Raw genomic sequence first — 19,961 nt, forward strand, 5'->3', positions numbered from 1 at the left:
ATATGGTAAGTAACTCAAATAATAAAAGGTGATAAAAGTGAATAAAATAAGGCTGCAAGAAAAAGCACTTTTAGAAAAAATTTGTAACGAAAATAATTTATCGGTTAAATTAGTTTCTGAATTGATAAAATCTGCAGAAAAATTTTCGTACGAGAATATTTCCCTAAATGTAAGAATTAAGGAGTACTTAGACTTAATTAACTTTTATGCCACAAATGATAAAGGTGATTCATAATGCTATTTAAAAAGTTAGTGTTTGATAATTACAAAACTTATTATGGACATCAAGAAGTTAACTTTTATATTCCCAAAAAAGTTCGTGAAGAAGAAGGCAAAAATATAATCCTATTAGGGGGCTTAAACGGTGCTGGTAAAACAACCATTTTAAAAGCAATTCTTTATGTTCTTTTCGGAAAACGTGGAATTACTGAAGAAGAGCATAAACGGTTATTTTCTAATGTCATTAATAATACTTTCTTTGATGAAGGTGGTAGAGACTGTTCCGTCTCACTTACTATTGAAACTGATAAAGGTGAAGATTGGGAATTAAAGGTGAAGTGGAGTTTTGATCATAATAAACGATTAATATCTGAAAACCGAAATATCTCTATTCGAAAAATTGGATTGCGTCATCAAAGACATGTTCAAATAGATAATATAGAAGCTTTCAATCGATTTATCGATAAAATGATTCCATATCATGCTGCTCCATTTTTTATTTTTGATGGAGAAGAAATTAAGGATATTATTTTGAGACAGAATAGTTCTGAAATGAAGGAAGCTATCCAAAAAATAACTGGTATGGAAGCATATAAACAATTATTAAATGACCTTACATCAGTAAAATCAAATCTTCAAAATAAGCTTGCAAAAGCAGTCAGCCAAAGTAAAAAGTCAAACCTACAAACTCAATTAAACGATATTGAATTGGAGATCTCAAAACAGGATAATAGGAGAATTACTCTTTTTACTGAAAAAAAAGAATTAGAAGATAAAATTACTGTAGCTAAACAAGCTCGAAACGAAAAAGTAGCTAATAATTCCAAATCACGGGAAGTCATTGTTAAAAAACAAACTCAACGAAACACTGAACTTAAGCATACAATAGCAGAATTTGAAAAGACCTTTAAGGAAAATGCTATTTATATTATCCTTAGTAAAAAAATACCCAAGTTAAAAAAACAATTAAAACTAGAAAACGAAATAAGAAATAAAAAACTCATACAAGATGCATCGCTCATACCGTACCGTGACTTTATGAATCAACTTTTAAGCCAAACAATCACTCCCCCACTTACAGAAGTGCAATTAAATCAAATCCAAACAATTGGGGAAGAAATCTGGATGAAAGAAAATGACATTAAAGAAGTTGACGATGATTTTGATGAAATTCATGATATTTCAACTAAAGATTATAGTTACTTAACTAATCTACCCATAAAAGATAAGAATTTAATAGTTACATTAATAAATAAAATTGAAAAACTAAATCATGAACTAGAAAATATTGAACATGAGATCCGAAATGCACCAGAGGTAGTTGATATAAGTAGCGAAAATGAAAAAATTGATTTGTTAACAAAGAAATATGGAGAAGTTGATTTAAAATATAAAGTTTTAATGAAGAAGATAAATACTCTTAAAGATTCAAGATCATCTTTACTCAACCAAATTACTAGACTTTCTGATCAAAATGAAAATAGTGAGGAATTAAATAAACAATTAGAATCTGTAAATTCACTCATTAAAGGAATGAATGAATACGTAAAAGAAATGATTACAATGAAGGCTCATTTTATTAAAGATGAATTTGCGACAATGCTTAAAAAGTTATTTAGAAAACAAGATGAATTTGGAAAGATTGAATTTGATATTAATACCTATACGATTCGTTTATTTAATGATCGTAACCAAGAAATTAGTATTCAAGATCGTTCAGCCGGTGAAATGCAAATGATATCGTCAGCATTAATTTGGGCTTTAACAAAAGTGTCAGATTTAGGATTACCAATGGTTATCGACACCCCATTAGGCAGATTGGATAGTTTCCACAGAAACCATTTGATTAATCATTATTATAAAGAATTAAGTGAGCAAGTAATTATTTTGTCAACCGATACTGAAATTACTCAAGAATATGTTACTCTAATGCAAAACAGCTCTTATCGTCAATATATGTTAGATTATGATCAAAAGAGAAAATACACTATCATTCGCGATGGTTATTTTGATTTTGTAAGGGTGTGAAAATATGTCAAATAGAAGAATGAATCTAACTGGTACTGGAAAGGAATTATTAGACAACCTATGTGACCGTTTAGAGGTAGAACGTCCATTTGGAATCAAAATAGCTCTTGCAAAAGGAATTGCACATGCTAATGGCACAGTAGAGGTTAATGTTATCGAAAATAAAGCTAAATGGACAATACCTGATAATATAATTCGAGATAAAGAATATCTTCTTTTTAAACACCTTTTAATAAATGAATTAACAACTCCTTTGAACGAAGAAGAAGTTAACCAAACTATGCTAACTTTTATTGAATACGGATTACGAATTATTTCAAATGAATTAAGCGAAATTTCCTCTATAGAAGATTATCGTATTAAGGTATTAAATTAAAGAAACTAAGGCACCTAAATACAGGTTCCTTAGTTTCTTTTTTAATTTATTCTTTCTGATAGTGGACTAATATCAACGATTACAGCTGTAGGGTTTGACAGCTCGTTATTTTCTTTTAAGAATGGCCCTTGGACAACACATTGACCTTTTTTTAGTGAAGAAAGATCAGCTATCCAACGTTTCTTCTCACCTGGTTCATTTGACAAACTTGCTGCAATGTTTGAAACTTCTTGCTCAGGTGGTGAAAAATATATTTTTTCAGAAGAATTTTGTAAACGAGCTAGTTCATCTGCTTCCAATTGAGATTTCAAAAACTGAGTTGCATACCATCCTGACCATCCAAACTTTCTCCCTTCTGTTAAAATTCGGGCTGAAGGAGACTTTTCTGTATGATCCAGATTTTGTGCTTCATCCAACAGTACTGGCATTGGTTTATTTTTATTACCATACTTTATAGAGTAGTTCCATAAATCCCATAATATAAACTCTGAAATTAACAATTGAACTTCTCTTGGATACTGTGTTAACTGTATGATAAAGACTTCTCCGTTGCTTTCTATAACATCTTTCCATTCAATAGTTTGGTCATTACTAAATGGATTACGGTCAATTAATTGCCTTATTTGAGATAGAGCTGTCTTAGCATAATTGGAATTGTCTTCTTCTAAGACTTCCCTTAACTTTGGTAAGCTCATATTTTCTCCATGCTTTTCTAATCCTTCAAGTAATGCTTCATAGATTGCATTTAACTGTTGGATCCCTAGACTGGTGTACACTGAGGCAAAAATACTCCTAACTCTTTCTGCAATATCAATATTCGTTTCAGGGATTGTAATTCCACCAATGTCGCGAACGTTTTTCTTAAATGGGTTAATTGGTAATTGCTCACTAAAAACAATTTTATGCTTTAGTTTATCACCCATATATTCAACGAATTCGGGTTCTAACTGATTAGGTAAGAAGCCTTCGGTATAGTCAATTACGATACTCGAAATCCCTTGTTTCGTCATTTCTAATAATAAACATTGCATAAAATAGGTTTTACCTTGTCCTGACTTTCCAGAAATTAACAAATGACGATTCGCTAATCCGCGGTTGCCATATTCCCAATAAATTCTTTTATTTGAATTTTTAGCCTTGCCAATTAATACCCTTACTTTTTCAAGATTACTCCTACTTTCTGCTTCTACATTATCTTTCAAAGTAAGTGGTTGTTCCACTACATTGTCTTCTATAACTTGTTCATCTGGTAGTGGTTGTTCTTCCTCTACTGTAGGGTATTCTTCTATAGTTTGCTCTTCTAGCAGTGATAAAATCTCTTTAATATTTGTAGACGGTTCCTCTTGCTCTCTTTGTCCAGGGATAACCATATTAACTTCTTCTGTTGCATCAATTTCTATATCTTTTCTTCCTTTATAAGTATATGACAGTAAGTTTTCTTGTACAAAATCCGTTTTTCCGGCTTGAATTCTTTCTGTTAGTTCTTCAATTTCTTTCACAATTCCACTAAATCCGTCTTGCTGTGTTAAGTTTACAATCATAACATTATCTTCTAAGTAAGATGAACGAAGGTATGCATCTTTCTTAAATGATAATATAGCGCCTTCTCCAATCATCTCTTTTAATTCTGTGGATATTTCATAGTCATCTGACAATAATTTCTTAATAATCTCTTCTGACAAATAATAACTTCTCTCAGGCCACAATTGACTTTGCTCAATTTTCTTTGCATTTGCAATAAAAATTTGAGCAAAGAAATTACGATAAAATAAATTCTTGAACAATGGTTTTCCATCTTCGTTGGCCTTATATAATTCACGATCTAACAACTTACGAGTTGCATAGATCTGCTCTTTAGCCTTATCAAATGTAGTACTTGTGTTAATACCAATTTTTACTTCGATAGGATAATAATGAAATTTTAGTGTGTCTCCAAGTTCAAGCCCCACCAGTAATAGATCATCGCTATGCTTTCCAGTAACCCCCAAATTCTTTGCAGTAAATACCCCATCTCGTTTGTTCAAGTTTACTGCTCCAGCAACTCTAAGGATTTCTTCTAGAGAAATTGGTACCCATAATATATTCGGATGATTGAAAAGAGCTAAACTATATTTTATCGCAGATATAATACTTAACTTTTCCCTATCAAAATGACCTTTGCTACCAACTATACGTAATAACCATTCTCCATTAAATGTATTAAATGCTTTTATAGTATTTGATACATTTCCTTCTGTAACATCGACCTCTTTAGACTTTAAAAATTCACTGATTACTGCATTAAACTGATTCGATTTGTCCGTGACAGTTATAGCGTCATATCTACTAGAAGAAGTAAATTGGTCATTATAATGAATAACAACTAGGTTCCGGTCATAATTTTGAAAGAATTCTAAATCAACACTTGGGTCAATAAAGGTTACCCAATATGAAGAGTTAAAAATCTTTGACAACGTTTCCTCATCATCAGTAGCAGTTCTAGTGACAACTGACTCTCCTTTGTGATAAGTATTGTTACCTTCATTATTCATATTAGCAGCAAGTTCATTAACATAATATGCTGTTTGTAATAATAAATCTTCTTCATTTATCGTACAGCCCTTAATGCCAAATCCACTTCGATAATTTTCTTCAGCTTTCATTGATGGTACAGTTGAAACGACTCCTTTTAATGAAACACCAGTATTCATATCTTTCATTGGTTGAAGAGCATAATGTTCTTGAGCATACATTTTATAAAAAGAAATGTGTGCATATCGATAAGAAGGAACATTTTTACTACTATGTTTAAAATATGATAATTTTTCTCTTATAAAGCGTACAATATCACTCTCGTCATATTTTGATGATTTTAGTTTAATATCAAAAGTAGTTTTTATTTGTTCTATCGAATCCAGCCGAGAAAACTCATCAAATGCACTTTGATGTCTTTCATCAACATATAAAGATACTTCTACTGGCTTCATTTCTTCAGGACCATTTTCCTCAATTCGTTCAATCATCCAGTTTATAATACCTCGTAATACTTCTCGGTCATTCGTTATATTAATAACATTAAACTGGTACGGTGCTTTTGATTTTTCTAAGAATAGATAATTAAAATGTTCTTCAAATTGATTAATTTTTTCATGAACTACTTTAGTTAAGTATTGGCTAGCATCAGAAACAGTCACTTCACGAACTGGTTTAAAACGCAGCCACTCCAGCGCTTCATTTTGACTATCTGGTTTATAGAGTTGGTCAGATTGACTATAAATAAATGGGATTAAAGAATCGGGCTTCAATCGGTTAAGGATCGTATTATCTAATTCTTCTTGACCAAGAACTTGTGAAAGTGATAACTGGTATGCAGCAACTATCGGATGAAAAGGCGTAAAATATATCTCATTAGGCGTTGTCAACACTCCCAATTTCATTAAATTACGACCTTTACTCCCAGCTGCTTTCCCTTCTTCGAATAATCGAATCTGATTAATATATTCTTTAATATAGTCTACAGCACGTTCCTTTAATTCTTCTGAATAATGACATAAGCTAGGAATACTATGAATACGAAAATACGTAATAAATCGGCTATATGCCTCACGTAAATTCTCATCAAGATCGATGCTTACTTCGATTATTTCATCAGAGTCAATTGTTGCAGACTGGATTCCTCTATTTACCCACTCTTTTTCCCAATCGAAAAAAGTCTTATAGCCTTTATGAGTATAAAAAGCACTATTCCCAATAATAAGTCGGTTATTTTCTAGATTAAAGTCTTTATTTAGTTCCCTTTTTAATTTCCAAATCCTCATCCCTGTGATTGGAGTAGACTCAGGTAAATCATTTTTGAGGACAATTGGAATTCTACTATTGTCTCCTTCAATATAGATCCTTAAAGTGTCATCCTCATCAAAAGCTTCAGGTTGTGGGATAAGTGTTACTTCAGTATCATCAGGAATTGGGATAATTTCATCAGCACTCGTTATTTCAATTGTTTCACTATTATATCCCTCGCCAAACTTTAATTTATCAATATCTGATTCAACTTCTATACATTTATTACTAACATTAATAAAATATTTTGTTTTTATATCTTTAAGTAAGGCTTCATTACACGGGAAAACAGCAATATGAAACTCAGCTCCAAATGAAGCTTTACCTTCATGTTTATATGATACTTTTATAAATGTCGGCTTCTCTTTAAATGCAGGTATATCGATTGTTGCATTGACCTTCCCAGCTTGAATATTTGCATGCACCCCTTTCGAAATAGAAAAATACTCTTTTGACAAACTTTTAACTTGACTACCTTCTATTTCAAAATTGGCTTTTAAAGTTACCGTATCATGATGGTTTGGGTTAAAGATAATAATATGTCTTTTTCTTCTTCCAGCAGCTGTTTCTGAAAGCCCCTTCTCCCAAAGAACGAGAGATTGCTCTACATTCACTTTTTTTAACTCTACTTTTGTCTTCTTATTTTCTTTCTCCTTCTCTTCTGCATATCTAGCTACATCAGAAAATGGAGTTTCTGTCCACTGTTCTGTTTTTAATTCTTGAACCCCTTTTAAGACAAATTTCTTTTCTAAATCATCTTCAAGTGATCCAAAATCATGAACTTTTTGCACATAATCAAACAGTTCCTTATTTTTTTCTAAACGGTCATCTAAATACTTACCTTTAAATGTAGATAATTCCTCATCTTTAAACATTCCAAAATTTTTATAATCTTGATCACTTAAAGTACCCTTGGATAAAACTTTAAAAACATCTTCAAAATCTAATAGTGTTACTTGGTGAAGATAGTGATCATCCATTAAATGATTTAAATTATCTTGTAATATAATTTTTTCTGTTTTTGTAAGTTTGCTTTTTTCAATGTCATTTTTAAGATACTTAAATAAGGAGTTAGGATGTAATGGCATTCCTTCTTTTTGAAGATTACTACTACCACCTTCAATGCTATCTAACTGTTCAGATACAATACTAAATAACGCTGTATTTTCCCAAACATCTTTTTGTTCACCGACCTGATTTCTAAGCGTTACCAGAAAATCCGCCTTAACATTTTCGGAAGTAAAGGCAAAAACTAGCTTTACATCATTAATATTGATAAAAAATGTTTCATACGGTTCTCCCATTGAATGTTGGTATACAAAATCATGTGAATGATCAAACAACTTGAAAACATTAATTAATTGCATAACGTCATCATTTGAGTCTAGTTGTAAATAAAAACGGTCTCCGCTTTTTATTTCAGTATCTTTAAAGAAACTTATTAAAAGATCTCTAATATACTCATAATATTGGTTTAACATACTGAGCATCACCACTATCACTTTTTTTGTCTATTATATTTAAATTATCCAATAATTCAATTACTTCTTTTTTTGAATAACGGTCTAGTGCAACTCCACGTTTCTCAAATTCTTCAAATAATTGCTTTAATGGTATACGTTCATTCTTTACACTTATTGCGGTCAATAATAACAAAAAGTCTTGAGTTATATTTAATGTATTACCGATATTACCTCTAGACTTTAAAAATCTCGGTGACGCAGCATCTTCTACCCCTTCACCATAACGCTCATATACTTGTGTATTCATCCCTTCACGCAAGCAATCGACAAGCTGTTCAAAAGCACTAGTAAGGTCAGTAGCTGTTCTAATGTTTTGCTTCAACTTTGCTTTTTTTGCATACTGGTGAATCCAATCATTAACGGTTTCTAAAAAAGCCAATTTTGCCTGTTCATCTTGAACAGTATCTACAAGATCACAATAAGTCATGAATCTCCTTGAATCTACGTTGTTCGTGTTGTAACTTAATTGTGACATTGTGTGCATATGAATAAAGAGTTCACTGGATTTATGCCTTAATCTTTTATAACCTTCAAGGTCACTAGCTGCCTTTCTTCTTTTATTAATTGATTCCCAATCTAAGGCAAAGTATAGTGGATCGACTTTTTGATAATCAGCTTTGTCATACTGAGAAAATTTTAAAGTCAATTGTGTCAAGTAAAGAAAGTAATAATATTGCGCTAAAATAGGATAGTGTTCAAGAAAGTAATCTCTGTGATTACTAATAAATATAAAATCCTCTTTAAACTGATTTGAAAGGATAGGCAATAAAGGTGCGTATGTTTGTTTACTTTCTTTCTGTTTTTCCAACCCCTCAAGGTTTTCTAAAACTAATGAAATAAGTAAGTTTTCTTCTTGTTTTTTTTGAAAAACCTTTTGAAAGGCACTAACATCTTCAACCAAGACGTCACGCATAAATTTAGCAACTTTCTTTTCTTCATTCGCCTTTACATTTTGTTTAGAGACCGCAGTATAGTTAAAAATATATGGATGAATTTGTTTTAATTCCGTTTCATTTCCAAATAGAAAATTATCTAAAAAAAGATTTAAATCAAAGCGATCATCATCGTTTTCACAATCGACAACCTTCGATATAGATAAAATAATTGGGTTTTCATCTTTAAAGGGAACTTCTTCTTCATCTGGTTGAGTATATTTAACCTGTGAAATGAGGCGTGTAAACTCCCCCAAAACATAGGAAAACCTTTCTCTTCCTATCGTCATTTTCTTACTTGAAAGTGGTAAGATACTCTCTATATTTCCTGTATCATGTGTTACACCGTCTTTATTCTTTTTTTCTTTTATTAAATTATCAAGTTCCTCGATTAATAACTTCATCTACACATGCCCCTTTTCAAACACATATCCACCAAAGAAACCTTTTGTGAGTTTATAAAGCTTGTTCTCCACAGGAATATGAATCAGTAACTCCTCATTCTGATTTCCGAATTTCATGATTTGATCCAAAAATTCAACAAATTTAATTGCATCTTCTTCGTCCTTTTTATTTGGACAATATCCTTTTTGGACATCTGAAAGTAGTCTGTATAATGGGTAATCTACATCTAATTGAACTCTTTCATCATTATTTTTCCCAAGGAAAACTAAAGTCAGTGTAGTTTTAAAACTAGTTAAAACATCCTTTTTGTGTGGTGATAAATGATCCATACTTGGTGTTAAATTCAATTGTTGAGCAATACGATAACGTTCATTTGGCTTATTAATATAAACATATCCATTTTTAGGACTTCCACGCCATTTATAAATAGTTTGAATAACCTCTTTATAGAAGTTTTCTATTTGTTTTTTACTCACTTTATTAAATGAGTATAAGTGACTCATATAATTCTTATATGATGTTGGAATAATGTCTTTTGCAAACGATGGGTTCGTTAAATACGCTAATCTAATTAAAGCTTGGCTGACTTCTACTGTTGAAAATTCTATGATTTCTTCTTGATCAGTTAAAGGTTCTAGCCACCCTTTAGCGATTGAATGCTCAGTATATTTCTTAATAATTGTATTCCAATCACTCAACGTATTTATTTCAATAATAATTTGATCAATTGCATCAGAACGAATATGAATCGGATCTAAATTAGACATCGTTTTTAAAATGACTGATCGTTCTTTCCGTTTAAACAATAAATAAGGTACTGTTTGATTTAACTTTTCAAAATCATTCCATTCAAAATCAAGAATCTCGGAATACGACTCGGGTATGATTAAATCGGCAATAAAGTTGTAGAATGCCCTTGATGAGATAACAAGTTTATTTTTAACAATCCCTTGGATTACAAGTTGGATTATTTCATATTGGACATCTTCATTCATTAAAAACTCAAAGTTTTCATGTATAATACCTTTTACATTTCGTTCCAAATCATTCTCGTACGCCTTATAAAAGGGATTATTTGCATCATCTGAAAATACTTTTGAAAATATCCCTGAATAAAATGATGAAGTAGGTCCTTGTTCAGTTAACTCATACGATTGATAATCACTAAATCCTATTAAATGAAAAGACTCACTACTATATTTAGTTGTTACCTTTTGTGTAAATAGTTCACTTTCTTCAACAAATATCTTAAGTTTGTTAAATGTTTTATCCTCATGGGTGGCAGTTAAGAAATTATGTAGGACACCCAGATTAATTGCCAAAATAATCTTTGATTTAGAAGTTTCAATTTTTTCATCGGAAAATTCATCAAGTAATTCAGAAAGCGTTTCAATTGCATTTTTATTTGGACTAAAACTTTCTGTAGCATCATTTAGAATGGTATATTTACTTAATTTTTCGGGTGCTTTTTCATTAAAATAAGCAAGTAGATGAGATTTTCCGTCACCAACACTCCCAGATAATAAAATTAATTCCGGTCGTTCAGTAACACTTGTTTTTTCTAAAATTTCTTCAAAATCTTTCTGAATATCTCTCTCAACATGCATATAATTTTTAAAGGAACTAAAGGAATTTGCATTTTCAACGGCTTCTTGTGAAGATTCTTGAAGTCTCTTTAATTCACGAAGCAAATAGCTTCTTCCTTCTGGTAAATCCATTTCAAAATAGTCGTCTGTTTGATTAGTTGTTACTTTCACTTCTTTTTCTTCATCAGGATTACTTTTATCTTCTACTACTGATTTATCAGTTTCAAATTCATTTTCTAATTCATTATCTTGTTGTTCTTTATTTTCGGCCTTCGAAAGATTTAAATATTGATTTAATTTACCTTGAATAGCCTCATCAATTATTGACTGTATTTCATTAGGATCTAAACTTTGTTTCATCGGTTTTGGATCTCGGTAAGTTGGAACAACAATATCCATAGAATAAACTTCAGTATACCAAGAACCTAGCTTGTACATCATTTTAAAAATTTTCAATGCTAGCAGTATATCTACTTCAAATGTTGCATCGTGAACAGCTTTGTTTCCAGTTTTTCGTATTTCATAAATAACTTGTTGAATTTCTTTCTCAAAAATCCCTTCTCGAGTAAGATAAATAATCCGTTCGTTAAGATCTTTAAAATAATCGTAGTTGTATTCTTCTCGTCTAAAAATATCTTTTATGATCTCTTCAAGAAATAAACGTGCACGAATAACAGTACCTTTTGGATCCTCATAAATAAGTCTCTCGATCTCTTTTGCACTGTCAGCCGCAGTTTTATTAATTTCTTCTAAGAATGAGAATAGGTATTGTTGTATTTCCAAGTGTTTCAACTCCATTCAATGACATAGTATTTGTCATTTGCAATGTATATGTAAAATATTCCAATTACCATTTTAACATACATATTTACCTTTTCTAAACTCTTTATTTATTGTTTACTAAATAACAGGATTTACAAAATGAACAAATATTACTCGAAGTTATAGTTTCCTTTCTATCATTAATCATAAGTGAAGTACTACAACCTAAAAAAACCTTTCGAACAAATTGCTCGAAAGGTTTAACAAATATTTTATTAATCCTACATTTGAGTTTATATGTCAGCCCCTCTTAATGAACACCTACACTACCTAATACCTCATTTTCAATATCGAGGTCTTTACTTGGAATGATGACATTACTTGCTAATTGTTGTTTATCTTGTATAATTTCATCGACGACTTGCTCGACGGTTCTGAATCTTGATGATTTTACTATTGGATAATAAACGACAACTTCTTTCTTTTGACCAATACGATAGACGCGGTCTGTCGCTTGATTTTCTACTGCTGGATTCCACCAACGTGTATAATGAATCACATGGTTAGCAGATGTGATCGTTAATCCTGTTCCTGCTGCTTTTGGGGAGAGGATCATAACATCGAACCCTGATTTCATGTTGAATTGGTCAACTACGCCCTGTCGTCTTGGTGTATCACCATTTATAATTGGAGCAAGAAAATCGAATTCACGTAATATATGTTCTCTTAAGATCGACTGCTTTTGTTTATACTCGGTAAAATAAGGGCCTTTTCTCCTTTATTTTTTATCGCTCTTAGCTGGTTAATCGTTTCTAATAATTTAGGGACATCTTCTAATGCCAGGGCCGATTGTAGTGCCTCTTCTGTTTTGAACAGCTCCTTGTGACCGTTCAATGTGTTTCCCCATTTTTCCCCTTAAAAAGTATAGTTGGTTTTATAAATTCTTCATTATCTCATATTTTTGTCCGAGTTTTAGAATAAATTAACTAGACCTTCCAAACTATCTTTAATATAAAAAAGAAGATAACCGATCAACCAAGGTAAAATTATTAATATTATTTTTATTGAAATAACATTAACTATATTAAGGTATATCTTTGACTTAATTATAATTTTCTTAAATTCATTTTTTTTATTGTATTTTTCTCTTTTTTGAAAATAAATATAATTATAGTAATCTAGTTCATCATGGTTCTCACATGTTTCTAACAAGATATTATACTCTTTTTTTATTTTTTCTAATTGATATTCTGCAACTTTAGAATTATCTATATTCTCTATTTCTGAATATAGCTTCGATAGTGCTATATAATTATTTTTAAAGTTAAAATATTTTTCTTTTAGATTTAAAGAATAAATTACTATTGAAAATGTAAACGCAAGTATAGAAAATATTAATAATGTTTGAGCTAGCTGACCTGTGGGATCTTCAATATTTAAGTTTATAATTGATAAGACAACTAAAAAAACTGCATAGTAAATATTAATAAAGTGATAAAAATTTTCCTTTTTTTTATATCTTTCTGCTGCTAATATTCTAGCTTTCCTAGTATCACTAATTGTCTCTTTAAACTTCTCCAATCCCATATTACTTAAGCCCCTTTTTTATATCTCTCAACTTTTCTAATAAAACTTTCCCTATAACTTTAATTTCATCTTCCGTATAAAAATCGCTTTTTTGACTATTACATAGCCAACATGATTTAACTATATTCTTTATTGAATAACCTTTACTATTATCTACTCTATCTATAGTCATATCATTAATTTTTGAATGATTTTCCAATTTAAAAAACTTTTTAAACCTATTTATATGCCAATCATTTCCAACATAATTCAGGATCATGTCTCTTAATTCACGATACTCCTCAACATTAACACCACAATAACTACATGAATCCTCTGTATCTTTCCACCATTTTTGAAGTTCGCTTTCAGTTAAATCAAAAGTTATTCCCCTTTTGTTCGCACTATTTGACATGTTTATAACTGCGCCTTTACCGTATTTAAAATAACCACTATTTATTTGCTTTTCCTTAGCTTTTTTTATATTTTCTTTACCTTTTAATTTATTAAATAATTGCGCCTTTTTATAGTTACACTCTTTACAATAAGAATGTAATCCATCTTTATTTCTTTTATTTTTGTGAAATTCAGTAACATCCTTTAATGTATTACAATTAGCACATAGTTTTTTCAATAGCAATTTCCCAACATCCTTTTACCTTTTTATACAATATTATACAACACTATCCAATATTATGGTATATTTATGAATACGCGGAGAATTGTGCTTATCTTTCATAAGAAAGGTATAGGTCTGATATTAGTACATATGTTTCTACTTTAAAATGGATATCGGAAAAATCTAGCATGTTTAATATTTGGAACTAGTTCCAGACTCTTTTAAAAAGGGTATCTATATACAACCACCTTTCTCCGCCTTTCTTAAAAGGAGTGGATAATAGAAATGTTAAAGGAATTTGATATTGAAAATATAGAGAAAATCTATTCTACAAAAGTCCAAAACGGAAAATTAAATTCTGGGCTAGATAGGATTTCAAGGAAAAAATTTAATGATGAACAAAATAGTTATTTTAAAATTATTTCTAGAAAAGTTCAAAACCAAACATATCAATTTTCCCCCTACAAAGAAGTATTAATTAACAAAGGAAAAGATAAGACACCGCGGGTAATCTCCATTCCAACAATTAGAGACAAAATCACCTTAAAGATTATCCATGACATCCTAAGTAAGAACTTCAAAAAATGTATTAAAAACCCTTTAGCAAAACAAGATCTAATTTCAAATATTAGTACTGCTCTCAAAAAAAATAAATATAATTATTTTATGGCAATAGATATTAAAAACTACTATGATCATGTAAATCACGACAAACTATTTAAAACTTTAATTACAAAAATAAATGATAAAGCAATAATTGATTTAATTTTCTTGGCAATAAAGAACTGCACATTCCCTGAAAATACCCCTAAAAAAGATAGGACCTATATAAAAAGACATGAAGGATTACCACAAGGAATATCAATATCTAATCCATTAGCAAATATTTATTTAAGCGAATTTGACAAAACAATGAACTTAAGAAGAAAATTTAAGTACTTTAGATATGTCGATGATATATTAATTCTTTGTAAAGAAAGTGACCAACAGGAAATCATTGAGTTTATTAAAAATGAATTAGTCAAATTCCACTTAAATTTACATGAAGAACAGACTGAGAAAATAAAAAAAGGATATCTTCCTGGAGAAATAAAATTTCTTGGCTATACATTCCTTGATAAGGGAAAAGTTAGTATTTCAAAGAAAAATGTAAAAAGGATGGAATTAAGATTAGAACAAAATTTTAAAGATTTCTCCAGTTCAAAAGACAAGAAAATAAAAAATAATACTGAACTTCTAAAGTGGAATATTGACCTTGCAGTTGCTGGAATAATAAAAAATAAAAGGACTTATGGATGGTTATACTATTTTAAAAAAAATGACTGCGAAGAAATTATGTTTCATCTAGATAAAGTTGTTGAAAAGTTAATAAAAAGATATAAATTACAAAATGATCTAACGCTAAATGGGAAGTACATAGGAAAGCGTTTTGTTCGCGTATTTCATGAAATGAAAAATAATCATAGTCAAAATAAACATATTCTTAATGTCGATACTGCCGATATTAACTATAAAAGACATATACTTCAAAATATTTATAAAAGAAATATTAATAAGTTGAACGACTCATCTATTGACTATGAGTTTAATAGGTATATTTTTAAAAGTATTAGAGAAATTGAGTATGATTTACAACAAATTTACTCCTAAAAATAAATCACATGAGTTTTTTCAGTGATACAATAATATCTCATATAACACGAATCATTAAGTTGGGAAGGATTATTGTTAATTAAACATAAAAGCTCACTTTGTAGAATTACCGCACCTTCATTAATATTTCGACTCAACCACCGAAACCAAAATAGGAGCTGATCCCCGATACCGGTTGCCATAACAACCATCGCTTTTGTATAACCTTCACTTACTGTTGTTTCCAAAGCTTCAAGTGCTTGCCTCTGTGCCGGGCGTGGTGTTAGCTCTATATAGGTTTCTTGTGTTTCATGGACAACATCAGCTTCGTTTTCTGGCTCTCCTTTTGGAAGCATCAGTTCCTTTTCCTCAGTTTCAGTCCAGACACGAACGAGGTTTGGGTTTTGCTGATGATTTCGATCATATTGCTCCTCATACACTTTGATCGTTTCTTCATTCACTGGAATTGTTTGTTCATGCAGATAGAGCTGCATAAACTTGTTCTTTGCTTCTTCAAAGGTCACTGGTTCTACTGAGGCATCCATGATCAAATTCCACTCGATGCCATGGGTAAGTGCGGATCGAGACAGATTGGAAGAACCTACGATTAATGTTCCTTCATTCTGACTTTCTTCAAAAAGGTACGCTTTTGGATGAAACGAGCGTCCATTGCTTTGCCAAAGTCGCACCTCAATTCGCTGATCAATTTCCGTTAATTTTCTCAGCCCCTCTGGCTGGGTGACATATAAATAATCACCCGTAAGAAGCTTCACCTCTGCCCCTTTATCTATCGCTTTTTTCAAATAAGGTACTAGGAAATCGACCCCTGATTTCATAACAAATGACGTTAAGATATAGATTGAAGTGGCTTTTTCAATCGCCTGAATAACTTCCTCTCCAACTGCTCCGGTGATAAGTTTGATTTTATTCATCTTCAACATCAATGAGGAAGACTTTATCTTGAAAGCCCCCTCTTTCCTCTGCTTTTTTTGTCCGAATCGCTTCAACCTCTTCAATTGAAGAACCGTGAACAGTTGTAAGTGTATGAATGATCTCCATGATGTCCGCCAATTCTTCTAAAGCTTGGCTATCATTCGCTGCCTCTAAATATTCCTCCACTTCTTCACCTAACTTTATCTTTAGTTCTTTTATGTATTCAGTTTGATCAAGGATTTTCGTCTGATAACTCTTACCTGAGTTTTCAATGATTACTGGAATTTTGTCACGGACAAGTTTATTGTAGAATGGCATACTATTCCTCCACTGCTAATATTGTATATATTTAACAGTTTATCATAGTCGATTTTTGTCAGGAAGATGAGTACATAATAAAAATTGATAATTATAATATTATGTTTTTAAAATGAAAGCAGCTATCCGTGATAATATCCCATCAGAGAGCCTTTTTAAATAAATTTTGTTGGTAGACCAGACCATTCTGAATGGGTTGCTGCAATTTGTCCGACCTATCATAGGTGCTGACATCAAGGTACGGGTTGGGTTGGGTTGGGTTGGGTTGGATTGAGTAGAATAGGAAAATTATGTGAATTATTAAGGAAAAAGAACGGTGATAAATAAAAGGTAAGACAGCGAAATTTTGATGTTTTCACTGTCTTTCTTATGTTTTAACTATTTATTAAAACCAACTATATTTTTTATAGTAACTGGTTATTATACTTTAAAAATTCAATATAATACTCTATGGTCCTTGGATAATGATTTGTTGTATCTTTGTAATAACTCTTAATCCTTACTAACATTTGATCATTTAGAGTTTGTTCGCCATTGTAAATCTTTTTCCCTTTTAAATTTTTAAGTCTATTATTATATTGTCTTGCAGAATTTTTACCAATTTCTTTTACACCCTTAATTAAATTGTGTCTATTTTGTAGGTATTCCATAAAATCCATAAGTTACCCTCCTTTTCAGTTAATATAAATCAATCTTTCATCTTACCCCCACTGACCTCAATTGAACTTTTAAGGATGTTATATATTTCGTGTACAATAGAGCTATTCCATTTAAATTCGTGTGGCTCTGGGATAGTAGTTTTATAGATGGCTTGAATATCTCTTGCTCTAACTTTTGTCGAGCCTGTTCCGCTACGAAGATATGCCTGCATCCATTCTGACATACGAATATTCCACATAGTGTCTTTAATATACTGATGAAGATTCTTGTTAAATTCCCCTGCTACTTGATCGATACTTTCCTGCTTCATTTCCTCAGGTGCATTTGGTGCTGTCCAACCAATAGGGTTATCAAGTATTGAAGTAAATAAATTTTCACGTAACATCATAATGAGATCAGCTATAGGACGTAAACCATCGTATTCATCCTCACCTAATTCAGCAAACCTTCTACTTAAGGCTTGAATTCTTCTCCAGTGTTCTTTGAGTGAAGTATCTTGAGAAAGATTAAGAATTCCATTCCAGCGTTTGTAAAATTCTTCAGCTGCACGTTGTGTCGCTAGTGCTGCGGTCTTTCCATTATATATGGGAAATGTTTCATTTGGCACTACCTCAGCAATTGTCTTTTCCAATGCCTCAACCAAACTCGATAATTGTTCAGTGGTATATTGATCGGTTTCACTAATTACTTCATGGATACCTCCGAGGAAGAAAAATGTTTCTTTCTGCATTTGTTTTGTTAAATGTCGTTGAGCATTTGCACCTAATTTCTTCCCTATTTCTTCTAGAGCATTCTCAAGAGAACCAATTACATGACTTTCTTTATCCGCAATTTCAGGAAGGTTATCCCCTTTCACCTCATCAAAATGGGTAAAACAGATATGAAGTTTCGAAGTATGCCCAGTGGTGACAATATGTTTTAAAGCATTTATAGGCTCAGAAATCATTGGAGATTGTGAATTATCAACAAGTAGAATTGCATCAACATCATCCATTTTTTTGCTAAGTGTTGTTGAGATACTCCCTCCTGCTTGGTGACCAAGACCTTCACCATCCATAAGAACAAGTTTTGGTATTTCTCCTTTATACCACGTTGGTTGAAAAGGGCCTACAATACGTATACCTTGAACCAATGGAGTTAGAAGTTTACCGAAATGATTAGCATGGTTGCTGGACATTTGTTTGATTCCTTCAATAAAGTCTTTTCGATTATCTTTAGAAAATGTCCAATATACCGGCCATTCTTGAGAATTATATTCCCAACTTCCTTCAGGTACAAAAGAAAATCGTTTTTCTATTTCATCCATTATGTGTTCAACTATTATTGAATAGCTTTCGTTTTCCTTCCATAACTCCTCAAACTTTACTTCGAGTGCCTCCTCAATGTCTTGAGATTCGTCAACTTGTTTACTTAATGACGTTTGTACCTGTTTGTATGCATCAACAGCACTTTGTTTTATTAAATTTATAATATATACTAGTGATTCTTCCATTTGCTTTCTTTCTTCTGGAGAAATATGAATGATGGATTTCTCAGTTGTGCTCTTAGTTTTAAGGGGTGATTTACGTAATAGCGTACTACTTTTTTTAGGGGTAAGGTTGCCTAGTAAATAACTTAGTCGAAACCGTTGATTAGTATGTTCGAATAAATGGCGAATTATTGTTTGCTCATTATCTCCCTTAACATAAGATTTTCCACAATTCATGACGCATTCTTCTACATATATTCGAATTTTTTCATATGAGAAAAATGTTACAACGGCTTCAAATATTGGCTGTTTTTTTAAAATTATCTCCATGTCACAAACAGTAGTTTTTGCCGTTGAAGTAGAAGGAAACCGATCCTTTTCAGGATGAGTGCCTATAAGCTGCCTAAGTAATGTCGTTTTCCCAGATCCAGTCGTTCCGATAAACTGCACTTTAGCATATCCTTCAGCAGTAGTAGGCAGGGGTTGAATTTTTTCACGAATACTCCAGGGATCTGGTCCCATTTTAGGTTCAAGATTATCATAAAAAGCATTAACAATTCTCTCATCAAATGCATGAAGCGCTTTGGGCTTTGCACTCAAGCTCCAAAAGGTCTCATCTTCTAATAGTCGATTCATTTCTTGTACCAAAATCTCAGCTTCAATTTCATTTTCCGTTCCTAGTCCCCTTCTTATTTTTAGGCCACACTTTCCTTTGGGATCTTTTCGCAGAGGATGACGAAACATAATACTCCAGCTTCTTCTGTTTTGCGAACGACTCTTGTTAGCCTTATAATAAGCAGTCATAATCAACCTCCTAGGACTTTTATACCTTAGAAGTTATTCTGTTCTTGGGAGGATTATGACAATTTATTGGAACAACATGGAACAACATAGATTTAAAGAGTTTATTTGGCAACCATAAAATCAATTGGTAATACACTCGGTCAAGAGATTAATAATATAGACACATGGCTTTAAGTAAATCAATTAAGAATAAAGCTTTAAAAGCACTTTTTTTTAAGAAATAGCGACCGATAAATTGATTCTATCCTGCTCCACAAAAAAGGTTCCAGTCCCTCAGTTCGGTAATACTTTACTGTATCGGGGGACAGGAA

The 19,961-nt window shown here is 31.5% G+C and carries 15 protein-coding genes; 4 read left to right on the forward strand and 11 right to left on the reverse strand.

Features of this window, described 5'->3' with window-relative positions; genetic code table 11:
- Positions 1 to 37 precede the first annotated feature (37 nt).
- From ACJ2A9_RS21905 to ACJ2A9_RS21915, 3 genes are read left to right on the forward strand one after another with little or no spacing between them, the layout of a single operon-like run.
- On the forward strand, positions 38 to 235 hold the full coding sequence (locus tag ACJ2A9_RS21905; protein WP_441423833.1) for a DNA modification system-associated small protein: 198 nt from the start codon (positions 38 to 40) through the stop codon (positions 233 to 235).
- Entirely contained in the window at positions 235 to 2,247 is a 2,013-nt protein-coding gene (dndD, locus tag ACJ2A9_RS21910) for a DNA sulfur modification protein DndD (RefSeq protein WP_441423834.1), read from the forward strand. The genes ACJ2A9_RS21905 and dndD overlap by 1 nt, the downstream gene beginning before the upstream one ends.
- Positions 2,248 to 2,251: 4 nt before the next feature.
- The gene (locus tag ACJ2A9_RS21915) at positions 2,252 to 2,623 is read left to right on the forward strand and encodes a hypothetical protein (RefSeq protein WP_441423835.1); all 372 of its coding nucleotides are present in this window, start codon (positions 2,252 to 2,254) and stop codon (positions 2,621 to 2,623) included.
- A gap of 41 nt (positions 2,624 to 2,664) precedes the next feature.
- Here ACJ2A9_RS21915 and dptH read toward each other — a convergent pair whose 3' ends face one another.
- From dptH to ACJ2A9_RS21950, 7 genes are all read right to left on the reverse strand, one after another.
- Positions 2,665 to 7,923: a DNA phosphorothioation-dependent restriction protein DptH gene (dptH, locus tag ACJ2A9_RS21920; protein ID WP_441423836.1), complete on the reverse strand. Its 5,259-nt coding sequence runs from the start codon at positions 7,921 to 7,923 to the stop codon at positions 2,665 to 2,667.
- Positions 7,904 to 9,301 (reverse strand): DNA phosphorothioation-dependent restriction protein DptG, encoded by a 1,398-nt coding sequence (gene dptG, locus ACJ2A9_RS21925; protein WP_441423837.1) that lies wholly within the window; start codon positions 9,299 to 9,301, stop codon positions 7,904 to 7,906. The genes dptH and dptG overlap by 20 nt, the downstream gene beginning before the upstream one ends.
- A complete protein-coding gene (dptF, locus tag ACJ2A9_RS21930) occupies positions 9,302 to 11,671 on the reverse strand; it encodes a DNA phosphorothioation-dependent restriction protein DptF (RefSeq protein ID WP_441423838.1) in 2,370 nt (789 codons plus the stop codon).
- A 289-nt stretch (positions 11,672 to 11,960) separates the two neighbouring features.
- Positions 11,961 to 12,383 carry a helicase-related protein gene (locus ACJ2A9_RS21935; RefSeq protein WP_441423848.1) on the reverse strand — a complete coding sequence of 141 codons (423 nt, stop codon included), beginning with the start codon at positions 12,381 to 12,383 and terminating at the stop codon, positions 11,961 to 11,963.
- Entirely contained in the window at positions 12,377 to 12,544 is a 168-nt protein-coding gene (locus ACJ2A9_RS21940; RefSeq protein ID WP_441423839.1) for a hypothetical protein, read from the reverse strand. Before ACJ2A9_RS21940 ends, ACJ2A9_RS21935 begins: the two co-directional genes overlap by 7 nt.
- A gap of 78 nt (positions 12,545 to 12,622) precedes the next feature.
- A complete protein-coding gene (locus ACJ2A9_RS21945) occupies positions 12,623 to 13,237 on the reverse strand; it encodes an SLATT domain-containing protein (protein WP_441423840.1) in 615 nt (204 codons plus the stop codon).
- Position 13,238: 1 nt separating this feature from the next.
- Positions 13,239 to 13,856, reverse strand: a complete 618-nt coding sequence (locus ACJ2A9_RS21950) for a hypothetical protein (RefSeq protein ID WP_441423841.1) — start codon at positions 13,854 to 13,856, stop codon at positions 13,239 to 13,241.
- A 264-nt stretch (positions 13,857 to 14,120) separates the two neighbouring features.
- Between ACJ2A9_RS21950 and ACJ2A9_RS21955 the strand changes: the two genes are divergently transcribed.
- Complete coding sequence (locus ACJ2A9_RS21955) at positions 14,121 to 15,485, forward strand: reverse transcriptase domain-containing protein (RefSeq protein WP_441423842.1); 1,365 nt, start codon at positions 14,121 to 14,123, stop codon at positions 15,483 to 15,485.
- Here the strand turns inward: ACJ2A9_RS21955 and ACJ2A9_RS21960 are convergent.
- The 4 genes from ACJ2A9_RS21960 to ACJ2A9_RS21975 form a co-directional block, all read right to left on the reverse strand.
- Positions 15,482 to 16,399, reverse strand: coding sequence for a phospholipase D-like domain-containing protein (locus ACJ2A9_RS21960; protein WP_441423843.1), 918 nt, complete (start codon positions 16,397 to 16,399; stop codon positions 15,482 to 15,484). The genes ACJ2A9_RS21955 and ACJ2A9_RS21960 overlap by 4 nt on opposite strands.
- Positions 16,392 to 16,718 carry a nucleoside triphosphate pyrophosphohydrolase gene (locus ACJ2A9_RS21965; protein ID WP_441423844.1) on the reverse strand — a complete coding sequence of 109 codons (327 nt, stop codon included), beginning with the start codon at positions 16,716 to 16,718 and terminating at the stop codon, positions 16,392 to 16,394. Before ACJ2A9_RS21965 ends, ACJ2A9_RS21960 begins: the two co-directional genes overlap by 8 nt.
- A 404-nt stretch (positions 16,719 to 17,122) precedes the next feature.
- Positions 17,123 to 17,377 (reverse strand): hypothetical protein, encoded by a 255-nt coding sequence (locus ACJ2A9_RS21970; protein ID WP_441423845.1) that lies wholly within the window; start codon positions 17,375 to 17,377, stop codon positions 17,123 to 17,125.
- Positions 17,378 to 17,406: 29 nt separating this feature from the next.
- Positions 17,407 to 19,650: a GTPase domain-containing protein gene (locus tag ACJ2A9_RS21975; protein ID WP_441423846.1), complete on the reverse strand. Its 2,244-nt coding sequence runs from the start codon at positions 19,648 to 19,650 to the stop codon at positions 17,407 to 17,409.
- Positions 19,651 to 19,961 lie beyond the last annotated feature (311 nt).

It is taken from the genome of Anaerobacillus sp. MEB173 (genome assembly GCF_052119505.1).
In the GTDB taxonomy this organism is placed as follows: domain Bacteria; phylum Bacillota; class Bacilli; order Bacillales; family JBJMAU01; genus JBJMAU01.